Source organism: Burkholderia pyrrocinia, from assembly GCF_001028665.1.
In the GTDB taxonomy this organism is placed as follows: Bacteria; Pseudomonadota; Gammaproteobacteria; order Burkholderiales; family Burkholderiaceae; genus Burkholderia; species Burkholderia pyrrocinia.
In genome coordinates this window covers 3,262,348-3,285,277 of record NZ_CP011503.1, presented here as the reverse complement: position 1 = coordinate 3,285,277, position 22,930 = coordinate 3,262,348, and the positions used below count along the sequence as shown (strand labels likewise).

18 protein-coding genes are annotated in these 22,930 nt (G+C 69.0%); 16 read left to right on the top strand and 2 right to left on the bottom strand.

From position 1 onward, the window contains the following. Positions 1-21 precede the first annotated feature (21 nt). The 9 genes from ABD05_RS14945 to ABD05_RS14905 are packed head-to-tail and all read left to right on the top strand — an operon-like array spanning position 22 to position 13,484. Positions 22-2,229 carry a TonB-dependent receptor domain-containing protein gene (locus ABD05_RS14945; protein WP_047900791.1) on the top strand — a complete coding sequence of 736 codons (2,208 nt, stop codon included), beginning with the start codon at positions 22-24 and terminating at the stop codon, positions 2,227-2,229. Between the two features lie 49 nt (positions 2,230-2,278). Next, positions 2,279-3,463, top strand: coding sequence for an isochorismate synthase (locus ABD05_RS14940; protein ID WP_047900790.1), 1,185 nt, complete (start codon positions 2,279-2,281; stop codon positions 3,461-3,463). Further along, positions 3,460-5,076, top strand: a complete 1,617-nt coding sequence (locus ABD05_RS14935; RefSeq protein WP_047900789.1) for a (2,3-dihydroxybenzoyl)adenylate synthase — start codon at positions 3,460-3,462, stop codon at positions 5,074-5,076. The genes ABD05_RS14940 and ABD05_RS14935 overlap by 4 nt, the downstream gene beginning before the upstream one ends. A gap of 48 nt (positions 5,077-5,124) precedes the next feature. Further along, a complete protein-coding gene (locus tag ABD05_RS14930; RefSeq protein WP_167347849.1) occupies positions 5,125-6,000 on the top strand; it encodes an isochorismatase in 876 nt (291 codons plus the stop codon). After that, the gene (locus ABD05_RS14925) at positions 5,997-6,323 is read left to right on the top strand and encodes a DUF2218 domain-containing protein (protein WP_047901238.1); all 327 of its coding nucleotides are present in this window, start codon (positions 5,997-5,999) and stop codon (positions 6,321-6,323) included. Before ABD05_RS14930 ends, ABD05_RS14925 begins: the two co-directional genes overlap by 4 nt. Positions 6,324-6,367: 44 nt before the next feature. Next, positions 6,368-10,282 (top strand): non-ribosomal peptide synthetase, encoded by a 3,915-nt coding sequence (locus ABD05_RS14920; protein ID WP_047900788.1) that lies wholly within the window; start codon positions 6,368-6,370, stop codon positions 10,280-10,282. Then, on the top strand, positions 10,279-11,073 hold the full coding sequence (locus tag ABD05_RS14915; RefSeq protein WP_082146108.1) for a 2,3-dihydro-2,3-dihydroxybenzoate dehydrogenase: 795 nt from the start codon (positions 10,279-10,281) through the stop codon (positions 11,071-11,073). Before ABD05_RS14920 ends, ABD05_RS14915 begins: the two co-directional genes overlap by 4 nt. A gap of 34 nt (positions 11,074-11,107) precedes the next feature. Further along, positions 11,108-12,211, top strand: coding sequence for a 3-deoxy-7-phosphoheptulonate synthase (locus ABD05_RS14910; RefSeq protein ID WP_053059941.1), 1,104 nt, complete (start codon positions 11,108-11,110; stop codon positions 12,209-12,211). Between the two features lie 34 nt (positions 12,212-12,245). Further along, complete coding sequence (locus ABD05_RS14905; RefSeq protein ID WP_047900786.1) at positions 12,246-13,484, top strand: MFS transporter; 1,239 nt, start codon at positions 12,246-12,248, stop codon at positions 13,482-13,484. A 332-nt stretch (positions 13,485-13,816) separates the two neighbouring features. Here the strand turns inward: ABD05_RS14905 and ABD05_RS14900 are convergent, their stop codons facing one another. After that, entirely contained in the window at positions 13,817-14,182 is a 366-nt protein-coding gene (locus ABD05_RS14900; RefSeq protein ID WP_047900785.1) for a hypothetical protein, read from the bottom strand. Positions 14,183-14,529: 347 nt separating this feature from the next. Here ABD05_RS14900 and ABD05_RS14895 point away from each other — a divergent pair, with 347 nt between their 5' ends. The 3 genes from ABD05_RS14895 to ABD05_RS14885 all read left to right on the top strand — a co-directional run bounded on the left by ABD05_RS14895 (position 14,530) and on the right by ABD05_RS14885 (position 17,987). Further along, positions 14,530-15,966 carry an aldehyde dehydrogenase family protein gene (locus ABD05_RS14895; protein WP_047900784.1) on the top strand — a complete coding sequence of 479 codons (1,437 nt, stop codon included), beginning with the start codon at positions 14,530-14,532 and terminating at the stop codon, positions 15,964-15,966. 123 nt (positions 15,967-16,089) lie between these two features. Beyond that, positions 16,090-17,280: an NAD(P)H-dependent flavin oxidoreductase gene (locus ABD05_RS14890; protein ID WP_047900783.1), complete on the top strand. Its 1,191-nt coding sequence runs from the start codon at positions 16,090-16,092 to the stop codon at positions 17,278-17,280. Positions 17,281-17,345: 65 nt separating this feature from the next. Then, a complete protein-coding gene (locus ABD05_RS14885) occupies positions 17,346-17,987 on the top strand; it encodes an OmpW/AlkL family protein (RefSeq protein WP_047900782.1) in 642 nt (213 codons plus the stop codon). A gap of 75 nt (positions 17,988-18,062) precedes the next feature. Here ABD05_RS14885 and ABD05_RS14880 read toward each other — a convergent pair whose 3' ends face one another. Next, entirely contained in the window at positions 18,063-18,266 is a 204-nt protein-coding gene (locus ABD05_RS14880; RefSeq protein ID WP_021159754.1) for a DUF1289 domain-containing protein, read from the bottom strand. A gap of 518 nt (positions 18,267-18,784) precedes the next feature. On the opposite strand from ABD05_RS14880, the gene ABD05_RS14875 reads away from it, so the two are divergent. The 4 genes from ABD05_RS14875 to ABD05_RS14860 all read left to right on the top strand — a co-directional run bounded on the left by ABD05_RS14875 (position 18,785) and on the right by ABD05_RS14860 (position 22,868). Next, on the top strand, positions 18,785-19,879 hold the full coding sequence (locus ABD05_RS14875) for a polyamine ABC transporter substrate-binding protein (protein ID WP_047900781.1): 1,095 nt from the start codon (positions 18,785-18,787) through the stop codon (positions 19,877-19,879). A gap of 87 nt (positions 19,880-19,966) precedes the next feature. Next, a complete protein-coding gene (locus ABD05_RS14870; RefSeq protein ID WP_047900780.1) occupies positions 19,967-21,127 on the top strand; it encodes an ABC transporter ATP-binding protein in 1,161 nt (386 codons plus the stop codon). Continuing rightward, a complete protein-coding gene (locus ABD05_RS14865) occupies positions 21,124-22,050 on the top strand; it encodes an ABC transporter permease subunit (protein ID WP_047900779.1) in 927 nt (308 codons plus the stop codon). Before ABD05_RS14870 ends, ABD05_RS14865 begins: the two co-directional genes overlap by 4 nt. Beyond that, positions 22,047-22,868, top strand: coding sequence for an ABC transporter permease subunit (locus tag ABD05_RS14860; RefSeq protein WP_047900778.1), 822 nt, complete (start codon positions 22,047-22,049; stop codon positions 22,866-22,868). Before ABD05_RS14865 ends, ABD05_RS14860 begins: the two co-directional genes overlap by 4 nt. The last annotated feature ends 62 nt before the right edge of the window (positions 22,869-22,930 follow it).

Sequence of the window (22,930 nt, the reverse complement as noted above, 5' to 3'; positions counted from 1 at the left end):
TGAAACATCGAAAGCGCCACCATGTCGAGTCAAGCTGCAAGCCTTGCATTGAAGCCGGTTGTCGTCGCCGGCCTGTATCTGATGGGGGCGTCGTGCGCGTGGGCGCAGGCGCCTGACCGGGCGGCGGAACCTGCCGCCGCGTCTGCCGTCGCCGCCCGATCCGCCGCCGCCAAACAGGACGACCCGGCCAAGCCGGCCGGATCAGCGCCGCCGGAGGCCGCCGCCGATCCGGCCATGCTGAAGGAGGTCGTCGTCACGGCGAGCCGCCGCGAGCAGGCGATCCGCGAGGCTCCCGCGAGCATTTCGGTGATCAGCCGGGAAGACATCGAGGCGAAGCCGTATACGTCGGTTGCCGAGATCGTCGCCAACGTCGAGGGCGTGAGCGTCGTCGGTGCATCGCCGAACGACCAGGACATCTCGATTCGCGGGATGCCGGGCGAGTACACGCTGATCCTCGTCGACGGCCGTCGCCAGAACACGCGCGAAACAATGAACCGCGGCACGGCCGGTGTGCAGTCGAACCTGATGCCGCCGCTGTCCGCGATCGAGCGGATCGAGGTCGTGCGCGGCCCGATGTCGTCGCTGTACGGCGCCGACGCGATGGGCGGCGTGATCAACGTGATCACGCGCAAGGTGCCGAAGCGCTGGGGCGGCACGATCACGGCCGGCAGTGTGTGGCAGCTCGAATCGAACCAGGGCGACACGCAGAGCGTCGACTTCTGGCTCGGCGGCCCGCTGAAATCCGACGTGCTCGGGCTGCAGGCGTCGGGGCGTCTCCTGCATCGCGGCGAAGACGACATCTACTACCCGAACAGCGGGACGGGTGGCGCGAACGGCCAGCGGATCGGCAGCTTCGACGTGAAGTTGTCCGCGAAACCCGCGAGCAACCAGGACGTGAGCGTGAACATCGGGCGCGAGCAGCTCACCTATCTCAGCACGCCGGGCAAGAGCGCCGCGCCGCTCACGCCGCGCACGGCGGCCACCGCGCTCACGGAGACGCGTCATGTCCGCGATTACTGGGGCATCACGCACGACGGCCGCTGGGGCTTCGCCGACACGACGGTGTCGCTGTACGGCGAGCGCGGCGTGCAGGACCAGTGGACGCCGGCCGGGCGTTCGTCGGTGAAGCCCGCGCTGACCGACACGATCCTCGAGGCCAAGGCCGCCGTGCCGTGGTGGGGCGAGCGCAACATCCTGACGGTGGGTGGCCAGCACATCTGGTCGAGGCTGTCGGGCGTCAGCGTGCAGGACGCGGTGCCGAAAGGGCATGGCGCCAATGCGGATCGCGTCACACGCAACGCGTGGGCGCTGTTCGGCGAGAACGACTACTTCTTCAACGACCGCTTCACGCTGACGACCGGCGTGCGACTCGATCACGACGACCGCTACGGCAGCCACGTGAGCCCGCGCATCTACGGCGTGTACCAGCTCAGCAAGGCGTGGACGGTGCGCGGCGGCGTATCGACCGGTTTCCGCCCGCCGTCGCTGCGTCAGAGCACGGCCGGCTACTGCATGACGTCGGGCGGCGCGGCGGGCGCGACGCCCGGCACGCTGTGCGGCAATCCGGATCTCAAGCCGGAGACGAGTCTGACCGAGGAGCTCGGCGTGCGCTACGACCTGGGCGACACGTACGCGGGCCTGACGCTGTTCAACAACCTGTTCAAGAACAAGGTGGCGAGCTACGACACGGGCAAGGCCGATCCGCGCTCGCCGGGCCGCAACATCTATGTGTACGACAACATCGACCGGGTCAAGCTGTACGGGCTCGAGATCGGCGCGGGCACGCGCCTGTCGCGCACGCTGAGGGTGTCGGGCGCCTACACGCTGACCGAATCGCGTCGCGAGGGCAGCGGCGAGAAGGCGTTCAACGGCAGTTCGCTCGACGGCTATCCGCTCGACAAGACGCCGAAGCACAAATTCAACGTGCAGGTCGACTGGACGCCGACTGCCAGGCTCGACCTCTACGCGGCGGCGAACTACAGCGGCAGCGAATACTGGGCCGCGTTCCGCAACGGCGCGCAGGGCGTGCGCGAGCGGCCGTCGACGACGACCTTCGATCTCGGCGGGCGCTACCGGATCGACAAGCGTTTCTCCGTCAATTTCGCGGTGCTCAACCTGACCAACAAGATGGTGCCGATCGACGATCGCACGCGCACGACCGGGCTGAGCGGCAACTGGCTCGTCGACCAGGGGCGCCGCATCGCGGTGAGCCTGACCGCCGAAATGTGACGGCATGGCCGGCGCGCCGCGCCGGCTCATTCAATCTGGAGGCAATGTCATGAATGCGATTTCCCGACCCGACGAACTATTAGTACCCCATAACGTGTGGGATGTGTATCGCGCGGATACCCCGTTGTTTCTCGCAACGCCGGCGCATACGGTGCTGGCCTGCGATGTCGCGGAGGCGATCCCGCATGCGGACGCGGCGCTCGCGGCGCGCGTGAACGATGCGTTGCGCCGCGCACGGGCCGACGGCCACGTAGGCGCGACGGTGGTCGGCGCGGTGCCGTTCGACGTCGGCGCGCCGACTGCGCTGCGGGTTGCGCGCACGATGCTGCGCGCGCGGCCGCTCGGCGCGCAGCGGGCAGCCGGGCCGGCCGGCACGCGCTATGCGACGCGCGAGGTGCCGTCCGCGGATGCGTATGCGGACGCGGTCGCGCAGGCGGTTGCCAGGATTCGCGCGGGCGAGCTCGACAAGGTCGTGCTGGCGCGCACGCTGGAGGCGACCGGCGAGGTGCCGGTCGACGTTGCGGCGCTCGTCGCGCGACTCGCGTCGTGCAATCCGCACGGCTATACGTTCTCCGTGGATCTCGGCGCGGGACGCACGCTGCTGGGCGCGAGCCCGGAACTGCTCGTGAACCGCTTCGGCGGCGTCGTGCGCGCGAATCCGTTGGCGGGTTCCGCGCCGCGTAGCCGCGACCCGGTCGAGGACCGGCGCCGCGCGCAGGCGCTGCTGGCGTCCACGAAGGATCTCGACGAACATCGGGTCGTCGTGGAAGCCGTGCGCGACAGCCTCGCGCCGCTGTGCCGACGGCTCGACGTGCCGGCGCGCCCGTCGCTCGTCCACACGGAAACGATGTGGCATCTGTCGACCGAGGTGTGCGGCGAAACCGATGCGGATGCGTTGACGCTCGCACTCGCGCTGCATCCGACGCCCGCCGTCTGCGGCGCGCCGCGCGCGGCGGCGCGCGACTGCATTCGCGATGCCGAGCCGTTCGATCGCGGCTTCTACGCGGGGATGCTCGGCTGGGTCGATGCGCATGGCGACGGCGAGTGGGTCGTCACGATTCGCTGCGCCGAAGCGTTCGACCGCACGCTGCGGCTCTATGCGGGCGCGGGCGTGGTCGGCGAATCGACGCCCGAAGGCGAACGCGCGGAAACCGCCGCCAAGTTCCGGACGATGCTGGATGCGCTCGGTATCGATCGCGATGCCGCATCGGGCGCCGCGCGGGAGGCCGCATGACGTCCGCGAACCGCACGCCGTGGCCGGACGCGTTCGCCGCCGCGTATCGGCAGAAGGGATACTGGCTCGGCCAGTCGTTCGCGCAGTGGTTCGACGAACGCGTCGCGCGGCACGGCGAACGCGTCGCGCTCGTACAGGGCGACCTGCGCTGGTCGTACCGGACGTTCGCGGCGGAAGCCGAACGCACGGCCCGCGCGCTGACCGCGTGCGGGATCGTGCCGGGCGAGCGCGTCGTCGTGCAATTGCCGAACTGCGTCGCCTTCTTCGCGGTGACGTTTGCGCTGTTCCGGATCGGCGCGCTGCCGGTGTTCGCGCTGCCCGCGCATCGCCGGCGCGAGATCGGCTACTTCTGCCGGTACGCGGGCGCGGTCGCCTATGTCGCGGCCGAACAGCACGACGGGTTCGACTACCGGGCGCTCGCGAGCGAGATCCGCACCGATGCGCCGACGCTGCGCCATGTGCTGTTCACGACGCCCGGCAATACGCGCGTGGCGCTGCCGGATGCGACGCCCGACGTCGCGCTGCCGCCGGGGCCCGGCGCGCACGAGATCGCGTTCCTGCAACTGTCGGGCGGCAGCACGGGTACGCCGAAGCTGATCCCGCGCACGCACGACGACTACCTGTACAGCGTGCGCGAGAGCGCGCGCATTTGCGGGCTGACCGAACGCAGCGTCTATCTCGCGGCGCTGCCGGCCGCGCACAACTATGCGCTGAGTTCGCCGGGCTCGCTCGGTGTCTTCGATGCCGGCGGCACCGTCGTGCTGAGCGACGGCGCGAGCCCTGACGCCGCGTTCCCGCTGATCGAGCGCGAGCGCGTGACGGTGGCGGCACTGGTGCCGCCGCTCGTGCCCGTATGGCTGGCCGCGGCCGGGCAGCGGCGCGGCGCGCTGGCGAGCCTCGAACTCGTACAGGTCGGCGGCGCGCGCTTCGATCCGGCGCTTGCGGCGCGCGCGGCCGACGGCTTCGGCACGCAATTGCAGCAGGTGTTCGGGATGGCCGAAGGGCTCGTCAACTACACGAGGCTCGACGATCCGCGCGACGTGGTGATCGCCACGCAAGGGCGCCCGATCTCGCCGGACGACGAGATCCGCATCGTCGACGACGACGACCGCCCGGTCGCACCCGGCGAGGTCGGCCATCTGCTGACGCGCGGCCCGTACACGATCCGCGGCTACTACGACGCGGCCGCGCACAACGCGCGCGCGTTCACGGCGGACGGCTTCTATCGCACCGGCGATCGCGTCCGCCTGACGGCGGGCGGCCAGCTCGTCGTCGAGGGGCGCGCGAAGGACCAGATCAACCGCGGCGGCGAGAAGATCCCGGCCGAGGAAATCGAACACCTGCTGCTCGCGCATCCGGGCGTCGTCGACGCGGCGCTGGTCGCGATGCCCGACCCGTATCTCGGCGAACGCAGTTGCGCGTACGTGATTCGCGGCGCGCCCGCGCCGGCCGCGGCGGACCTCGTGCGCTTCGTGCGTGGCCAGGGCGTGGCCGCTTACAAGGTGCCCGACCGGATCGAATTCGTCGACGCATTCCCGAAAACGCCCGTCGGCAAGATCGACAAGCGCGCGCTTCGGCAGCACATCGCGGATCGGCTCGCCGCCGCTGCGTGACGGGTGCGGCGACGCCCCGTCGATTTTTCAATTCCAAAGCAATCCAACATGGCCATTCCGAAAATCGCTTCCTATCCGATGCCGGCCGAGCTGCCGGCGAACCGCGTGAACTGGCGGTTCGACCCGCGCCGCGCGGCGCTGCTCGTGCACGACATGCAGGACTACTTCCTCGACTTCTACGACCGTGCGGCCGCGCCCGTGCCGACGCTCGTCGCGCACGTGCGCCGCCTGATCGATTTCGCGCATGCCGCCGGGATGCCGGTCTACTACACCGCGCAGCCGGCAACCCAGGCGGCGGCCGACCGGGCGCTCCTGACCGACATGTGGGGACCGGGCCTCACCGCGCAGCCGTCGCGCGCGGCGATCTGCGACGCGCTCGCGCCGGCGCCCGGCGACACGGTGCTCGACAAGTGGCGCTACAGCGCGTTCCGGCGCTCGCCGCTCGAGACGCGCCTGCGCGAGCAGGGGCGCGACCAGCTCGCGATCTGCGGGATCTACGCGCACATCGGCTGTCTGATGACCGCCTGCGACGCGTTCATGCGCGACGTGCAGCCGTTTTTCGTCGCCGACGCGCTCGCGGATTTCTCCGAGCGCGAGCACCGCATGGCGCTCGACTACGTGGCTGGACGCTGCGGAATGGCGGTGACCACGGACGCGCTCGTCGGCGTCGCGCCGGCGGACGATGCGGCACCGATGCTCGCCGCGATCGCGGCGCAGGTCGCCCGCAGCCTGCGGATGCCGGCCGCCGACCTGCGCGAGCACGACAACCTGGTCGATTGCGGGCTCGATTCGATCCGGATGATGACGCTCGTCGAGCAGTGGCGCGCGCAAGGCTACGACGTCACGTTCGTCCAGCTCGCCGAGCAGCCGACGCTCGGCGCATGGACGCGGGTGCTGCAGCGCGCGGCGCGGGTGAGCGCATGACGGCGCGTCCGGCGATGCCCGATGCCCGTCCGGCGTCGTTCGTCAGCACGGCGGAGGTGTCGGTGCCGCAGGCCGACCGCGTGCTGTTCAAGCTGTGCAAGCACTACGCGATCAAGGTGCCCGTCGTGTTCGACGAGCATCGCGCGACCGTCGATTTCCCGTACGGCGTCTGCCGGATGCTGCGCACCGACGACGTGCTGCAGCTTCGCTGCGAAGCCGACTCGTCGGAGCAGCTCGAGCAGATCCAGTACGTGATGGACGAGCACCTGGGGCTGATGTCGCGTAACCGGGCGCTGGTGGTCGCATGGGAGCGGGGCGCGTGACGCGGCCCGCGTCCGGCTCAACGAACTTCGGAGCTAGCTCGCTCATGACAAACGAATCCCCGCCGATCCGCGCGACTTCGGCGCAGTACGGAATCTGGGTCGCGCAACAGGTCGACTCCGACGATCCGGGCTATCTGACGGCCGAGACCGTCGAGCTCGACGGCGCGCTCGACGTCGCCGCGCTGACCGACAGTGTCGAGGCCGTGCTCGATCACGCCGACGCGCTGCACATGCGGTTCGCGTGGCAGGACGATGCGCTGTGGCAGGCGCGCCGGACGCCGCGCACGCGGCTGCCGCTCGTCGACCTGTCGGCGCAAGCGGATCCCGTGCAGGCGGCGCATGCGTGGATGAAGGCGTCGCTGTCGATCTGCTGCGACGTGACGGCCGATCCGCTGTACCGCACCGCGCTGCTGCGGCTGTCACCGACCCGGCACTGGTGGTACCTGCAGGTACATCACATCGCGCTCGACGGCTTCGGCTACGGGCTGCTGCAGCAGGCCGTAGCCGTCCGCTACAACGCGCGTGTCGGCGGCGGGCCGCTGCCGGTGCTGCCCGACTGGCGGATCGATCGCGTGGTGGAGGCCGAGGCGCGTTATCGCGCCGACGGCGGCTTCGATGCCGATCGCGCGTTCTGGCGCGCGCATCTGCGCGACGTGCCCGCGCCGCTCGTCCTCGCGCGGAAGCAGGACATCGCCCCCGACGCATGGCGCGCGACGCGCGTGCTCGACGCCGAACGCGTGCGCGCGCTGCGCGCGGCCGCCGAGCGTGTCGACGTCGACTGGAATGCGTGGCTGCTGTGCGCGGTCGGCATCTGGCTCGCGAAGCAGGGCGGCCAGTGCGACCTGACGCTCGGGCTGCCGGTGATGAACCGACTCGGCACGCCGGCGCTCGGCGTGCCGTGCATGGCGATGAACATCGTGCCGCTGCGCATGCATGTCGATGCCGAGCGCTCGCCGCGTGCGCTCGCGCGCGAATGCGCGGAGCGCCTGCGCGCGATCCGGCCGCACCTGTATTACCGGTACGGCTGGATTCGCGGCGATCTCGGGCTGCTGGAGCGCAACGCGTTCCTGTTCAATCAGGCCGTCAACGTGATGCCGTTCGAACGGCAGGTCGCATTCCACGGGCTCGCGAGCGACACCCGCGCGGTGAGCGGCGGCCCGGTGAAGGATCTGAACGTGACGCTCGCCGTGCGCGGCGGCGCGTGGCATCTGACGCTGGAAGCCAACCCGAACGCGTACGACGAAGCCGTGCTCGCCGCGCATGCGCGCGACCTTGCCGCGTGGCTCGACGCATTTGCCGAACAGGCGCCGGACGAGCCGGTGAGCGTGCTGCTCGACGGGATGCCCGCGCCGTCGATCGTGCGCGGCGCGCCGCTCGCCGGGCCGTACGACGACGTGCTCGCGCGGATCGAACGCATCGCGCGCGACGCACCGGCGCACCCGGCTATCGAGGCCGGCGACTGGCGCATCGACTACCGCGCGCTGCTTGCCGACGCCGACGCGCTCGCGTCGGAACTCGAACGCCGGGGTGTGGCGCGCGATGCACGCGTCGCGATCGCCGCGCCGCGCGCGCCTGACGTGATCGCGGTGATGCTGGCCGTGCTGAAGGTTGGCGCGACGATCGTGCCGATCGATCCGGACGGACCGCCGCAGCGCGTCGCGTCGATGCTGGCTGATGCGGCGCCCGCGCTGGTGATCACGCGCGACGTGTATCGCGAATGTGCAGGCGGGCGGCCGGTGCTCGATCTGGATGCGGCGCGTGTGCCGTCGCCGCGCGACGTGGCGTGCGCGGCGCCCGACGCGGCACAGCCCGCGTACCTCCTGTACACGTCGGGATCGACCGGCCGGCCGAACGGCGTGCTGGTCGGGCGCGGCTCGCTCGCGCATTTCGTCGCGAGCACGCGCGACCTGTATCGCATCGGTCCGAGCGACCGGGTGCTGCAGTTCGCGCCGCTGCATTTCGATGCGAGCTTCGAGGAGATCTTCGCGACGCTCTGCAACGGCGCGACGCTCGTGCTGCGCGACGACGCGATGCTCGACTCGATCGACGCGTTCACGGCCGAGGTCGAGCGGCGCCGCATCACGGTGCTCGACCTGCCGACCGCCTACTGGCACGTGCTCGCCCATGCACTGGACGCGCGTCATGCGCAGCGCCTTGCCGGCGTGCGTCTGACGATCATCGGCGGCGAGGCCGCGTTGCCGGAGCGGATCCGGCGCTGGCACGCGCACCTGCCGCATCTGGCGCTGCTGAACACCTACGGGCCGACCGAAGCGACGATCATCGCGACGGCCGCCTGCGTGAGCGGCCCCGGCGTGGTCTGGCGCGACGGCGAGCCGGTGCCGATCGGCACGCCACGCGCGGGCGTCGACGCGCAGGTGGTCGACGAGCGGCTGTATCCGGTGGCCGAGGGCCGGACGGGCGAGCTGGTGCTGTGCGGCGACGCGCTGGCGCTCGGCTACCCGGGCAATGCGGCGCTGACGTCCGAGCGCTTCGTCACGCTGCCGGGGAGCGGCGCGCGCGCGTACCGGACCGGCGATCTCGCCACCGTGCGCGACGGCCGGCTGGTGTTCGACGGCCGGATCGACCACGAGGTGAAGATCAGCGGCGTACGCATCGATCCGCGCGAGATCGAGGACTGGCTGCTGCGCACGCCGGACGTGCGCGAGGCGGCGGTCGTCGCGTTGCGCGGCGACGCCGACGTGACGACGCTCGCGGCGTTCGTCGTCGGGGTGGACGAAACGACCGCGCTGCGTGCGCGGCTCGCCGACGCGCTACCGGCCGCGGCGATTCCCGACGCGTGGCACGTGCTCGAACGGCTGCCTCGCAACGTCAACGGCAAGACCGATCGCAACGCGTTGCGGCAGCACGCGATGGCGGCCCGCATCGGCGTGGACGACAATCCGCGCGCCGACGCGCTCGAACGGCAGGTGGTGCACGCGTGGCGCAGCGTGCTCGGCGGCGTTGCGCTGACGCCGGATTCGAATTTCTTCGACATCGGCGGCAAGTCGTTGCAGGCGATCCAGGTGAGCGCGCGGCTGGCGACCGCGCTCGGCCGCGACGTGCCGGTATCGATGCTGTTCCGCCATGCGACGGTCGCGGCGCTGGCGGCTGCACTGCGCACGCCGCTGCCGTACCGGCCGCGCGCGGAGCGCGACGCGTTTGCCCCGCATCTTGCGATCCAGACGGCGGGAGGCGCTGCGCAGCGGCTCATCTGCATCCATCCGGCCGACGGCCTCGCGTGGAGCTACCTGCGGCTTGCCGCGTACCTGCCCGACACGACGGTCGACGGGCTGCAACTGTCGGTCGGCGACACGAACGGCGCGGCCGATTTCGACGCGCTCGTCGACACCTATGTGCGGCGCGTGCGGGCACTGCAGCCGGACGGTCCGTACCACCTGCTCGGCTGGTCGCTGGGTGGCGCGCTCGCGTACGCGGTCGCGGCGGCCCTCGAACGCGTCGGCGCGCCGGTGGGCGTGCTCGCGCTGATGGACAGTTATCCGTCGTCCGCGTGGATGGCGCAGCCGCAGCCGGAGACGGGCGACGCGCTGCGGATCCTGCTGACGGTGAACGGCGATTTCGACACGGAGGCGTTGTCCGACGCATTGCTGCGGCAGCGCTTGCTGCGCGCGAACAGCCCGTTCGCGGCGCTCGGCGGCGCGGGGCTCGACGCGCTGGTCGACGCGACGCTGCGGCAGATGCGCCAGTTCCGCGCCGCGCCGACCCCGCAATACGGCGGCGAACTGCTGCTGTTCAACGCAACCCGCAAGCGGCCCGGCACGCCGGCGCCCGACAGCTGGGCCGCGCACCGGCCGGCGGCGTTACCGACCTGCGTGGCGCTCGACTGCTCGCACGACGGGATGTCCGATCCCGAACCGATGGCGGCGATCGGCGCCGCGCTGACCGAACGGCTCGCCGCATGGGCCGACATGGGAACCGTTACGAGGAACTTGAATCGATGAGCAGGGAAACCGAGATGGCATTTCCGGCGGGTGTGGCCGTCGTGACCGGCGCGGCGCGCGGGATCGGCGCCGCCGTGGTTCGCGCGCTCGCCGCGCGCGCGGTCGACGTCGCCGCGTTCGACGCCGACGGCGACGCGCTGGCGCGTGCGACCGAGGATCGCCCGCCGGCGCCAGGCCGCGTCCATCCGTTCGCGGTCGACGTGGCCGACGCGCGCGCCGTGCGCGCGGCAATCGAGCACGTGGAGGCGACGGTCGGCCCGATCGGCATGCTCGCGAACGTCGCCGGCGTGCTGCGGCTCGCGGCCGCGACGTCGCTGACCGACGACGACTGGGCGCATTGCTTCGCGGTGAACACGCATGGCGTGTTCCATCTGTCGCGCGCGGTCGCACAGCGCATGATCGAGCGGCGCGCGGGCAGCATCGTGACCGTCGGGTCGAATGCGGCGCTCGTGCCGCGCACGCAGATGGCCGCCTACGCCGCGTCGAAGGCCGCCGCGCATCAGTTCACGCGCTGCCTCGGCCTGGAGCTGGCCGGCCACGGCATTCGCTGCAACATCGTCGCGCCGGGTTCGACCGACACGCCGATGCAGCGCCAACTGTGGCGCGGCCCGGAAGGCCCGGCAGGCGTCATCGCGGGGTCGCTCGAAACCTATCGCACGGGCATTCCGCTCGGACGCATCGCCGCGCCGGACGACGTCGCCGGCACTGTGCTGTTCCTGCTGTCCGACGCCGCGCGCCACGTGACGCTGCACACGCTGTGTGTCGACGGCGGCGCGACGCTCGGCGTGTGACGGCCCGTCTGAATTCCGTCTCCGGAGCATCTTCATGAAACAGATATCGGCCTGTGCCGAACAAGGTGCGGCAGGCGCCTTCGCGTTGCCGCGTCACGAGAAACGATTGCGCGTCGGTGCGCGGCTGCCCGTGCCCGACGCGCTGCGCCACGCGGTGCCGGCGTCGTATGCCGCGCGGGCGACCGTCGACGCGGGACGCGCGCAGCTGCGCGCGATTCTCGAACGGCGCGACGCACGCCGGATCGTCGTCGTCGGTCCGTGCTCGATCCACGATCCGGCGGCCGCGCTCGACTATGCGCGCCGTCTCGCCGGTCTTGCGCACGCGGTGCGCGACGCGCTCTGCGTGGTGATGCGCGTCTACTTCGAGAAGCCGCGGACGACGGTCGGCTGGAAAGGGCTGATCAACGATCCGGGGCTCGACGGCAGCCATCGCGTCGAGGAGGGGCTGCGCACCGCGCGCCGGCTGCTCGTGGACATCAACGCGCTCGGGCTGCCGGTCGCGACCGAGGTGCTGGACGTCGCGACGCCGCACTACCTGTCCGACCTGGTGAGCTGGGCCGCGATCGGGGCGCGCACGACCGAATCGCAAATCCATCGCGAGCTGGCATCGGGGCTCGCGATGCCCGTCGGTTTCAAGAACGGCACGGACGGCCAGGTCGACATCGCAGCGCACGCGATGCTGGCCAGCATGCGGCCGCACACGTTTATCGGCGTCGATCGTGCTGGCAGTCCGGCCTTGCTGCACAGCACCGGGAATCCGCACGCGCACCTCGTGCTGCGCGGCGGTCGCCACGGGCCGAACTACGACGCCGCGTCGGTGGCGGCCGCGGTCGAAACGTTGCGCGCGCAACGCCTGACGGCGAACCTGCTGATCGACTGTTCGCATGCGAACTGCGGCAAGCAGGCGGTGCGGCAACTGGCGGTGCTGGACGATGTGGTCGGGCAGATGCGCGCGGGCAACGAAGCGATCCGGGGCGTGATGCTCGAAAGCTTCATCGAGGACGGCGCGCAGCCACTGGGCGGTGCACTGCGCTACGGCTGCTCGATCACCGATCCGTGCATCGGCTGGGAGGCGACCGAGGACGCGCTGTTGCGCGCCCGCTGCCTGCTGACCGACGGCGGCACCCATGCGCGCTGACGCGCGTCGTTTTCCTTTTCCATCGGAACACCTTATGTCGACGACTTCCGCTGAATCCCTGCAAGCGCCGGCCGATGCCGGCGCGTCCTTGCTGCCGCTGATGCTCGCGAATTTCGCGATGGTGGCCGGCACCTACGCATTCGTCACGATCGCCGGCCCGATGGCGCGCCGCATGCATCTCGAACCGCTGCACATCGGCGCGATCATCGGCGTCGTCGGGCTCGTGTGGATCGCTGTCGCGCCTCGCTGGGGGCAAGCGGCGGACACGCGCGGGCGCTTGTCGACCATGCGCGCGGCGATCGTCGGGTTCGTCGCGAGTTCGCTGCTGCTGGCCGGCTACGTCGGCTGGGCGTTGCGCGACGGCGGCAGCGCCGTGCCGCCGGTGTGGGCGGGCCTTGTCGCGCTGCTCGTCACGCGCGCGGTGATGGGCGGTTGTTATGCGGGGCTGCCCGTCGCGGCCACGGCGTGGATCGCGGACCGGACGCCGGCCACGGGGCGCGCGGCGGCGATCGCGCGATTCGGCGCGGCGGGCGCGATCGGGATGGTGCTCGCGCCGCCGCTCGCGGGCTGGCTGGCCGGGTTCGACATGACGCTGGCGCTCGCCGTGTTCGCGGTGCTGCCGCTCGTCGGGCTGGCGGGTCTGCGACGGCTGCGCGACAACGGCGCGCATGCGGTGCGGCAGGCGCCGCCCCGGCTGAAGCCGACCGATCCGCGTGTACGCCTGCCGTGGTGCAGCGCGTTCGCGCTGTACAGCGCGGTGATGATCGCGAACAGCGTGCTCGGTTTTTACGTGATCGACCGGCTGCACGTGCGAACGGGCGACGCGTCGCGGGTGGTCGGTTACGCGCTCGGCAGCGCCGGCATCGGGTTGATCGCGACGCAGTCGCTGGTCGGCCGCCTGCGTGCGGTCGCGCCGCTTCAATGGCTGCGCTGGGGCGCGCTGGCGGGTGGCGCGGGGTTCGTGTCGGCGCTGGCCGCGGAGGCCGCGCATCCGCTGCTGCTGTGCGCGAGCTACTTCGTGGCGGCGTGCGGGATGGGCGCCGCATTTCCAGCGGTCGCGGCGCTCGCGAGCACGCGCGTCGAAACGCATGAGCAGGCCGCGTGCGCGGGCGCGATGTCGATGGCGCAAGGGCTCAGCATGGTCGTCGCGCCGCTGGCCGGCACGATGCTGTACGAACTGCATCCGGCGGCGCCGTTCGTGTCGATCGGCATGGTGCTCGCGGTCGTATTCGTCGCGACATGCGGCGCCGGGGCACGCGCGCCGGCGGCGTGACGGTTTTCGCGAGCGTCGCGCGAATCGGTCGTCGGTTATTCGACCGGCGCAACGACCAGCGGACAGGCGCCGATCGCGCGCAGCCGCGTGCCGGCGATCAGCAGAAATCGATGGGCGGGCGCCACGCGAGCATCCTTCAGGTTCGGGGGGAGTTCGGGCCGGATGATTCGAACGGCCGGCGACGACGATTCCATGACGCTTCGCGCGTGCCGGCGCAGGGGGCGGTGCTGGCGCACCGTACGCCGCCAGCCAGTCCGGCTGTTACCTCCACATCGACGAAAAGACCGTCGCGCAAAGCGGTGCCTCGACCCGCGCACGGTTCGATATGCGGCTCAATCGGCCAGCCGCTTGTCCGCGAGCGCCTTGCAGCAGTCTTCGTACACCCATTGCACGAGTTTCGCCCGATAGTCGAGATCGTCGGTATCGACGATTTCCTCGACCGCGTCGCGTGCCCACGACGCGTCGACGAACCCGGCGTGGCGCTTCGCGATGTCCTGCGCCAGCGCCGCGAGCTTGGCGACCGCGAGCCAGTCGGCCTGACGGTGATGTCGGTCGAGCCAGCGGTGCGCGGCCTGGACCTGGAACGTGGCGTCCGGCCACGATTCGTTGAGGTAAAACGCGCCGAGATTGCCGCAGGTAAGCCAGCAAAGCAGCTCCAGGCGATCTTGCGAGCCGAGGGTATGGGAGGCGTCGGACATGGCAGCGCTCACGAAATGCATCGATTCCGGGCGGCGCCGGTCGCAATGGGCCGGTGCCGATAATAAAAACATAGCACGATGCGGGCCCGACCGCGCACCCGGGCGGATGCTGACATGGCGGCGGCGAAACGGACGTGGCGCCGGCGTTCACGGTCGACCGCGGAGCGAGGGTGCGGCAGCGGCCGGAGTCCTTTCGAATGGCTGTCAATCGTCACACCAGTCGACCGCAACGCTCGTTAGAATGTCGGCTTCCCGCGAAGCGTCGGGCTGGAGCAGGTGCCGAAGCAGCTATTCCAGCCGACCTGAGCGTCAACGCGCCAACTCGGATCAACAGGAGACGGAACACGATGAAAATCTACGACCAGTTCTATATCGACGGTGCGTGGCGCAAACCGGCCGGAACGGGCACGATCGACGTGATCGACTCGGGCACCGAGGCCGTGATCGGCCGGATTCCGGAGGGCATCGCATCCGACGCGCAGGATGCGATCCGCGCGGCGCGCGCGGCCTTCGACGCGTGGGCGGCCACGCCGGCCGCGACGCGCGCGGGCTACCTGCGCAAGATCGTCGAGCGTCTGCAGGCGCGCAGCGAGGAACTCGCGCAGTCGATCACGGGCGAAGTCGGGATGCCGATCAAGCTGTCGCGCGCGATCCAGGTCGGCGGCCCGATATACAACTGGAAGGCGTACGCGAAGCTCGCCGAGTCGTTCGAATTCGAGGCGCAGGTCGGCAACTCGCTCGTGGTGCGCGAGCCGGTCGGCGTCGTTGCGGCAATCACGCCGTGGAACTACCCGCTCAACCAGGTCACGCTGAAGGTCGCGCCGGCGCTCGCGGCCGGCTGCACGGTCGTCCTGAAGCCGTCCGAAGTCGCGCCGCTCAACGCGTTCATGCTCGCCGAAGCGATTCACGAAGCCGGCCTGCCGGCCGGCGTGTTCAACCTCGTGTGCGGCTACGGTCCGGTCGTCGGCGAGGTGCTGGCCACCGACCCGGACGTCGACATGGTGTCGTTCACGGGCTCGACGCGCGCTGGCAAGCGCGTGGCCGAACTGGCGGCCGCGGGCGTCAAGCGCGTCGCGCTCGAGCTGGGCGGCAAGTCGGCATCGGTGATCCTCGATGACGCCGATTTCGCGACGGCGGTGAAGGGCACGGTCAACGCGTGCTACCTGAACGCGGGGCAGACCTGCTCGGCGCACACGCGGATGCTGGTGCCGGAAGCGCGCTACGAAGAAGCGCGCGAGATCGCGAAGGCCGCGGCCGAAACGTACGTCGCGGGCGATCCGCGGCAGGACGCGACGCGCCTCGGCGCGCTCGCGTCGGCCGTGCAGCAGCAGCGCGTGCAGGCGTACATCCAGCGCGGGATCGATGAAGGCGCGGAACTCGTGACGGGCGGCACGGGCCTGCCGGAAGGGCTCGCGAAGGGCTTCTTCGTGAAGCCGACCGTGTTCGGCCGGGTCGATCCGAAATCGACGATCGCGCAGGAAGAGATCTTCGGGCCGGTGCTGTCGATCATCACGTATCGCGACGAAGACGAAGCCGTGCGGATCGCGAACGATTCGCCGTACGGGCTCGGCGGCGCGGTATGGGCCGGCAGCGACGAACGCGCGATGGGCATCGCACGCCGCATCCGCACGGGGCAGGTCGACATCAACGGCGGCACGTGGAACGGCGCCGCGCCGTTCGGCGGCTACAAGCAGTCGGGGCATGGCCGCGAGAACGGCGTGTACGGGCTCGAAGAGTATCTCGAGTACAAGTCGATGCAGTTGAAGCCGACGAAGCCGGCCTGAGCGCTTCGCGCTGCATGAACCGGAAACGGCACGCTCGCGTGCCGTTTTTTTATTGACGGCCGTCAAGGTGCGCGGCGGTGGATCGTCGATCATCGCGGTTCCGATGTTCCGACGAGGTATCCGATGACCGTATGCACTTCCTTTCCGCCGCTGACGATTCGCGGCCGCACCTTGCTGCCCGTCGTGCAGGGCGGCATGGGCGTCGGCATTTCCGCGCACCGGCTGGCGGGCAGCGTCGCCCGCGAAGGCGCGGTCGGCACGATCGCGAGCATCGACCTGCGCCACCATCATGCGGACCTGCTCGCGCGTTGCCGCGTGCAACCCGATCGCGCGACGCTCGAAGCCGCGAACCTCGACGCATTGGCCCGCGAGATCCGTCTTGCGAAGACCTACAGCGAAGGGCGCGGGATGATCGCGGTCAACGTGATGAAGGCGGTGAGCGCGCATGCGGACTACGTGCGTGTCGCGTGCGACGAAGGCGCCGATGCGATCGTGATGGGCGCGGGCCTGCCGCTCGATCTGCCCGATCTCACGCAAGGACACGACATCGCGCTGATCCCGATCCTGTCGGACAGCCGCGGAATCGCGCTCGTGCTGAAGAAGTGGATGAAGAAGGGGCGCCTGCCCGATGCGATCGTGATCGAGCATCCGGCGCACGCGGGCGGCCACCTCGGCGTCACGCAGATCGACGACATGCACGATCACCGTTTCGATTTCGCGCGCGTGCTCGACGAGACCGCGCAGGTGATGGCGTCGCTTGGCCTCGCGCGCGACTCGATCCCGCTGATCGTGGCGGGCGGGATCAACAGTCACGACATGGTGCGCGCGGCGCTGGCGGCCGGTGCGAACGGCGTGCAGGTCGGGACGCCGTTCGCGGTGACGGAAGAGGGCGATGCGCATCCGGATTTCAAGCGCGTGCTTGCCGATGCGGCGCCCGACGACATCGTCGAATTCGTCAGCGTGACGGGGCTGCCCGCTCGCGCGGTGAAGACGCCGTGGCTCGATCGTTACCTGCGCAACGAGACGCGCATCCGCAACAAGCTCGGCGCATTCAAGCAGCGCTGCCCGACCGCGCTCGAATGCCTGAGCGTATGCGGCTTGCGCGACGGCATCGAGAAGTTCGGCCATTTCTGCATCGACACGCGGCTGGCGGCCGCGCTGCGCGGCGACGTCGCGAACGGGCTGTTCTTCCGCGGCCGCGAAGCGTTGCCGTTCGGCCGCGCGATCCGCAGCGTGCGCGATTTGCTCGACCTGCTGCTGACGGGCTGTGCGACCGAGCCTGCGGCAAACCGTCCCACGTTTACGCTGGCTTGACGGATATCAAGACGAAGGAAAGACCCTACAGGGAGAATGGAAACCATTCTTTGGGGGTCCGTAACATGCATAAAACGATTCGAACTTGTGCCACCGCTGCCGCCGTCGCGGCAAGCCTCGTCGCGATGCCTTCGCTGTCGCACGCGGCGTCGCCGGGCGACGGCATCAACCAGGGTGACGTACTGGTTCGCCTGCGCGCGATCAGCATCCAGCCGAACGAGCGCGCGAGCGATACGCTGGGTGCGCTCAACGTCGGCGTGAACAACGCGATCGTGCCCGAGCTCGACTTCACGTACATGATCCGCGACTACCTCGGCGTCGAACTGATCCTCGGCACGTCGCGGCACCAGTTGACGTCGAGCCTCGGCAATCTCGGCGGCGTGGGCGTGCTGCCGCCGACGCTGCTGCTGCAGTACCACTTCAATCATGCCGGCAAGGTGCGTCCGTACGTCGGCGCGGGGTTGAACTACACGTACTTCTACAACAACGGGCTCAACGTCGGCGGGCAGGGCGTGTCGGTCAACAAGAGCAGCTTCGGCCCCGCACTGCAGTTCGGCGTCGACGTGCAGGTGACGAAGAAGGTGTTCGTGAACGTCGACGTGAAGAAGATCTGGATGAGCACCGATGCGACGCTCGGCGACAAAGGCATCGGCACGCTGCACATCGATCCGCTGATCGTTGGCGTGGGCGTCGGGATGAAGTTCTAGACGCGCGGAGAAGAGAACAGAGTTGGGGTTGGCGGCATGGCGGTCGGCATGCCGCTTTTTTTATGCGCGGCGGATTTACAGCTTGTCGTACTGGAAGCGCATCGCGGTGCCTTCGCGCTGGATGCGCTCCCACACCGCGCGCTTTTCGTCGTCGCTCAGGAACACCCAGTTCGACACTTCGGCGGCCGTGCGGCCGCAGCCCTTGCAGACTTCGTCGAAGAGGGTCGAGCACACGCCGATGCAGGGGCTGTCGGGCAGGTCGTGGAGATTGGAGGCCATCGGAAGGGTTCGCGCAGTTGAATCGTCAGCCGCCATTTTAATGCATCGCGGCCGGTCGGCCCGGCGGGTGCGGCCGGCATGCTGTACCGGCGCATCGTCATGACGGTGCGACCGGCCGGTCCGGCGCGGCCGCACGGCAAGGGCTGGCCGACGGGATTGCCCGCCGGGCGCCGATGCGCGAAGCGCGCCGCGATTTCACCGGTGAAACGGCGGTAGGCGCAGCCATTGGGCGCGCGACCCGCGCGGCCGGCGAACGCGGTTGCGCCGCTGCCTGTTTTTCCCGGTGGACAGCCGCCGATTACCCGATAGAATTCCTCCCGGAATACCCGGCCGCACGGGCGGCCTGAAAGGCCGCCAGCGGTAATCTGTTCCGTTTGCGCGACACCGGCATGATTTTTTTGTGACGGAGCGCGAATGGTGGTAGTTTTCGGGGTTTTCGAGGGGCGGAGCACCAGATTGCGCCGCCGTGACGAGGCAGACGGCAGCCGGACAAACGGTCCGGCCGGAGGGAGAACGGGATGAAAGCAAAGGTAGTGGGCCGGTTCGCAGCGCTCGCGCTGTGCGTGGGTGCATCGGCGGCAGCGGCGAAGGATACGCAGCTCAATGTCTATAACTGGTCGGACTACATTGCGAAGGACACGATCCCGAACTTCGAGAAGCAGGCGGGCGTCAAGGTCCGCTACGACAACTACGACAGCGACGACACGCTGCAGGCGAAGCTGCTGACGGGCAGCTCGGGCTACGACATCGTCGTGCCGACCAGCAACTACGCGGGCAAGCAGATCGCCGCCGGCATCTTCGCGCCGCTCGACAAGTCGAAGCTGCCGAACCTCAAGTACCTCGATCCGCAACTGATGGCGCTCGTCGCGGGCGCGGACCCGGGCAACAAGTACTCGGTGCCCTGGGCATACGGCACGACCGGTCTCGCGTACAACCTGACGAAGGCGCAGCAGGCGCTCGGCAAGGTGCCGCTCGACAACTGGGACATCCTGTTCAAGCCGGAAAACATCTCGAAGCTGAAGACCTGCGGCGTGTCGGTGCTCGACGCGCCCGACCAGATGTTCGCGGCGACGCTGCACTACATCGGCAAGGATCCGATGAGCACGAACCCGGCCGACTACAAGGCCGCGATGGAAGTGCTGAAGAAGATCCGCCCGTACATCACGCAGTTCAACTCGTCGGGCTACATCAACGACCTGGTCGGCGGCGACATCTGCTTCGCGTTCGGCTGGTCGGGCGACGTCGTGATCGCAAAGCATCGCGCGATCGAAGCGAAGAAGCCGTACAAGGTCGAGTACTACATTCCGAAGGGCGGCGCGCCGGTGTGGTTCGACGTGATGGCGATCCCGAAGGACGCGAAGAACAAGGATGCCGCGCTGCAGTGGATCAACTACATCGAGGATCCGAAGGTGCACGCGGCGATCACGAACGCGGTGTACTACCCGAGCGCCAACGCCGAGGCCCGCAAGTACGTGCGGCCCGACGTCGCGAACGATCCGGCCGTCTACCCGCCGGCCGACGTCGTGAAGACGCTGTTCCTGCTCAAGCCGCTGCCGCCTGAAATCCAGCGCCTGCAGACGCGTCTGTGGACCGAGCTGAAATCGGGCCGCTGACGCGAGCCGGCGTTCCCCAGCAGTCATGAAGCCCCTGGTGCCCCCGGGGGCTTTGTTCGTCAAAACGCAGGAGAGAAGCAGCACATCATGAATAGCCAGTCGGGTGCGCCGGTCGCGGGCGCACCGTTCTCCGTTTCCTCCTCCGGCGCCAGTGCGCGCGCCGAGAACTTTGTCCAGATCGTCGACGTCGTCAAGAAATTCGGCGACACCGAAGCCGTGCGCAGCGTCAACCTGACCGTGCGCCAGGGCGAGCTGTTCGCGCTGCTCGGCAGCTCGGGCTGCGGCAAGTCGACGTTGCTGCGGATGCTCGCGGGCCTCGAGACGGTCACGTCGGGCAAGATCCTGATCGACGGCGAGGACCTCGCGCAGATGCCGCCGTACAAGCGGCCCGTGAACATGATGTTCCAGTCGTATGCACTGTTCCCGCACATGTCGGTCGAGTCGAACGTCGCATTCGGCCTGAAGCAGGAAGGCGTGCCGAAGGCCGAGCTGAAGGAGCGCGTGCATGCGGCGCTCGAACTCGTGCAGATGAGCAAGTACGCGAAGCGCAAGCCGCATCAGCTCTCCGGCGGCCAGCAGCAGCGCGTCGCGCTCGCGCGTTCGCTGGTCAAGCGCCCGAAGCTGCTGCTGCTCGACGAGCCGATGTCCGCGCTCGACAAGCAGATCCGCCAGCGCACGCAGATCGAGCTCGTCAACATCCTGAACAAGGTCGGCGTCACCTGCATGATGGTCACGCACGACCAGGAAGAAGCGATGACGATGGCGAATCGCCTCGCGGTGATGAGCGAAGGCCAGATCGTGCAGATCGGCTCGCCGAACGAGGTCTACGAATATCCGAACAGCCGCTTCTCGGCCGAGTTCATCGGCTCGACGAACCTGTTCGACGGCGTGACCGTCGAGGACGAGCCCGACCACGTGTACATCGAATCGCCGGAGCTGCCGAGCCGGCTGTACGTGAGCCACGGGATCTCGGGCCCGCTCGGGATGCCGGTCACGGTGTCGGTGCGCCCGGAGCGGATCGCGCTCACGCGCAAGCCGCCCGAAGGCGCGTTCAACTGGGCGCGCGGCAGGATCAGCAACGTCGCGTACATGGGCGGCTATTCGCTGTATCACGTGAAGCTCGACGCGGGCAAGACGGTGATCGCGAACGTATCGAGCCTCGCGATTTCCGAGCTCGACACGCCGTCGCTCGGCGACGAGATCTACGTGCGCTGGAGCGCGACCGCAGGTGTGGTGCTGACGTCATGAACGCGTTCAAGTCCCTGCTCGAGTGGCCGGTGCGGCGCTTCAACCTGACGGGCGCCTCGGCGGTCGTCGCCGGGCCGTTCACGTGGCTCGTGCTGTTCTTCCTCGTGCCGTTCGTGCTGGTCGTCAAGATCAGCTTCGCGGAACTGCAGCTGGGCATCCCGCCGTACACGGAGCTCGCGTCGTACGCGGACGGCGTCGTGCACGTCGCGCTGAACCTGTCGCACTACGCGTTCCTGTTCACCGACAGCCTGTATTTCGCGACCTACGTGAACTCGGTGTGGGTGGCCGCGGTCACGACGCTGCTGTGTCTGCTGATCGGCTATCCGATGGCGTACTACATCGCGCGCTCGAACCCGGCGACCCGCAACCTGCTGATGATGGGCGTGATGCTGCCGTTCTGGACGTCGTTCCTGATCCGCGTGTACGCATGGATCGGCATCCTGAAGAACAACGGGCTGCTGAACAACTTCCTGATGTGGATCGGCCTGACCCATACGCCGATCGAGCTGTACCGCACGAACTACGCGGTGTACATCGGGATGGTGTATTCGTACCTGCCGTTCCTCGTGATGCCGCTCTACGCGCACCTCGTGAAGATGGACCTGCGCCTGCTGGAAGCCGCGTACGACCTCGGCGCGAAACCGTGGAAGGCGTTCGTGCAGATCACGCTGCCGCTGTCGAGGAACGGGATCATCGCGGGCTGTCTGCTCGTGTTCATCCCGGCGGTCGGCGAATACGTGATTCCGGAGCTGCTCGGCGGCGCGAACACGCTGATGATCGGCCGCGTGATGTGGAATGAGTTCTTCAACAACGCAGACTGGCCGATGGCGTCGGCGGTGACCTGCGCGATGGTGCTGCTGCTGCTCGTGCCGATGGCGATGTTCCAGCACTTCCAGGCGAAGGAGCAGGAGGCCCGTCGATGAAGCCGAATCGTTACCTGCAGTTCGCGGCGCTGTTTGCCGGCTTCGCGTTCCTGTACATCCCGATCATCAGCCTGATCGTCTATTCGTTCAACGAGTCGAAGCTCGTCACCGTGTGGTCGGGTTTCTCGTTCCGCTGGTACTCGGCGCTCGTCGAGGACGACGAGCTGCTGACGGCCGCATGGCTGTCGCTGAAGATCGGCGTGCTGACCGCGTTCGCGTCGGTGTGCATCGGCACGTGGGCCGGCTTCGTGCTCGCGCGGATGGGGCGCTTTCGCGGTTTCGCGCTGTTCAGCGGGATGATCAACGCGCCGCTCGTGATTCCCGAGGTGATCCAGGGGATCTCGCTGCTGCTGCTGTTCATCGAACTCGCGAAGTGGATCGGCTGGCCGGCCGAGCGCGGCATCTTCACGATCTGGCTCGGTCACGTGATGCTGTGCATCTCGTACGTCGCGATCATCGTGCAGTCGCGCGTGCGCGAGCTGAACCCGTCGCTGGAAGAAGCCGCGCTCGATCTCGGCGCGACGCCGCTGAAGGTGTTCTTCACGATCACGCTGCCGCTGATCTCGCAGGCGCTGATCGCGGGCTGGCTGCTGTCGTTCACGCTGTCGATCGACGACCTCGTGCTGTCGGCGTTCCTGTCGGGCCCCGGCTCGACGACGCTGCCGCTCGTCGTGTTCTCGCGCGTGCGCCTCGGGCTGAACCCGGAAATGAACGCGCTCGCGACACTGTTCATCGTCGCGGTGACGGCCGGCGTCGTGATCGCGAACTTCGTGATGCTGCGCCAGGAGCGCAAGCGGATGGCGGGGTTCGCGACCTGACGCGCAGGTTGCGGCCGCCATGAAAAACGCCCGGTGCCGACGACGAGTCGGGCCGGGCGTTT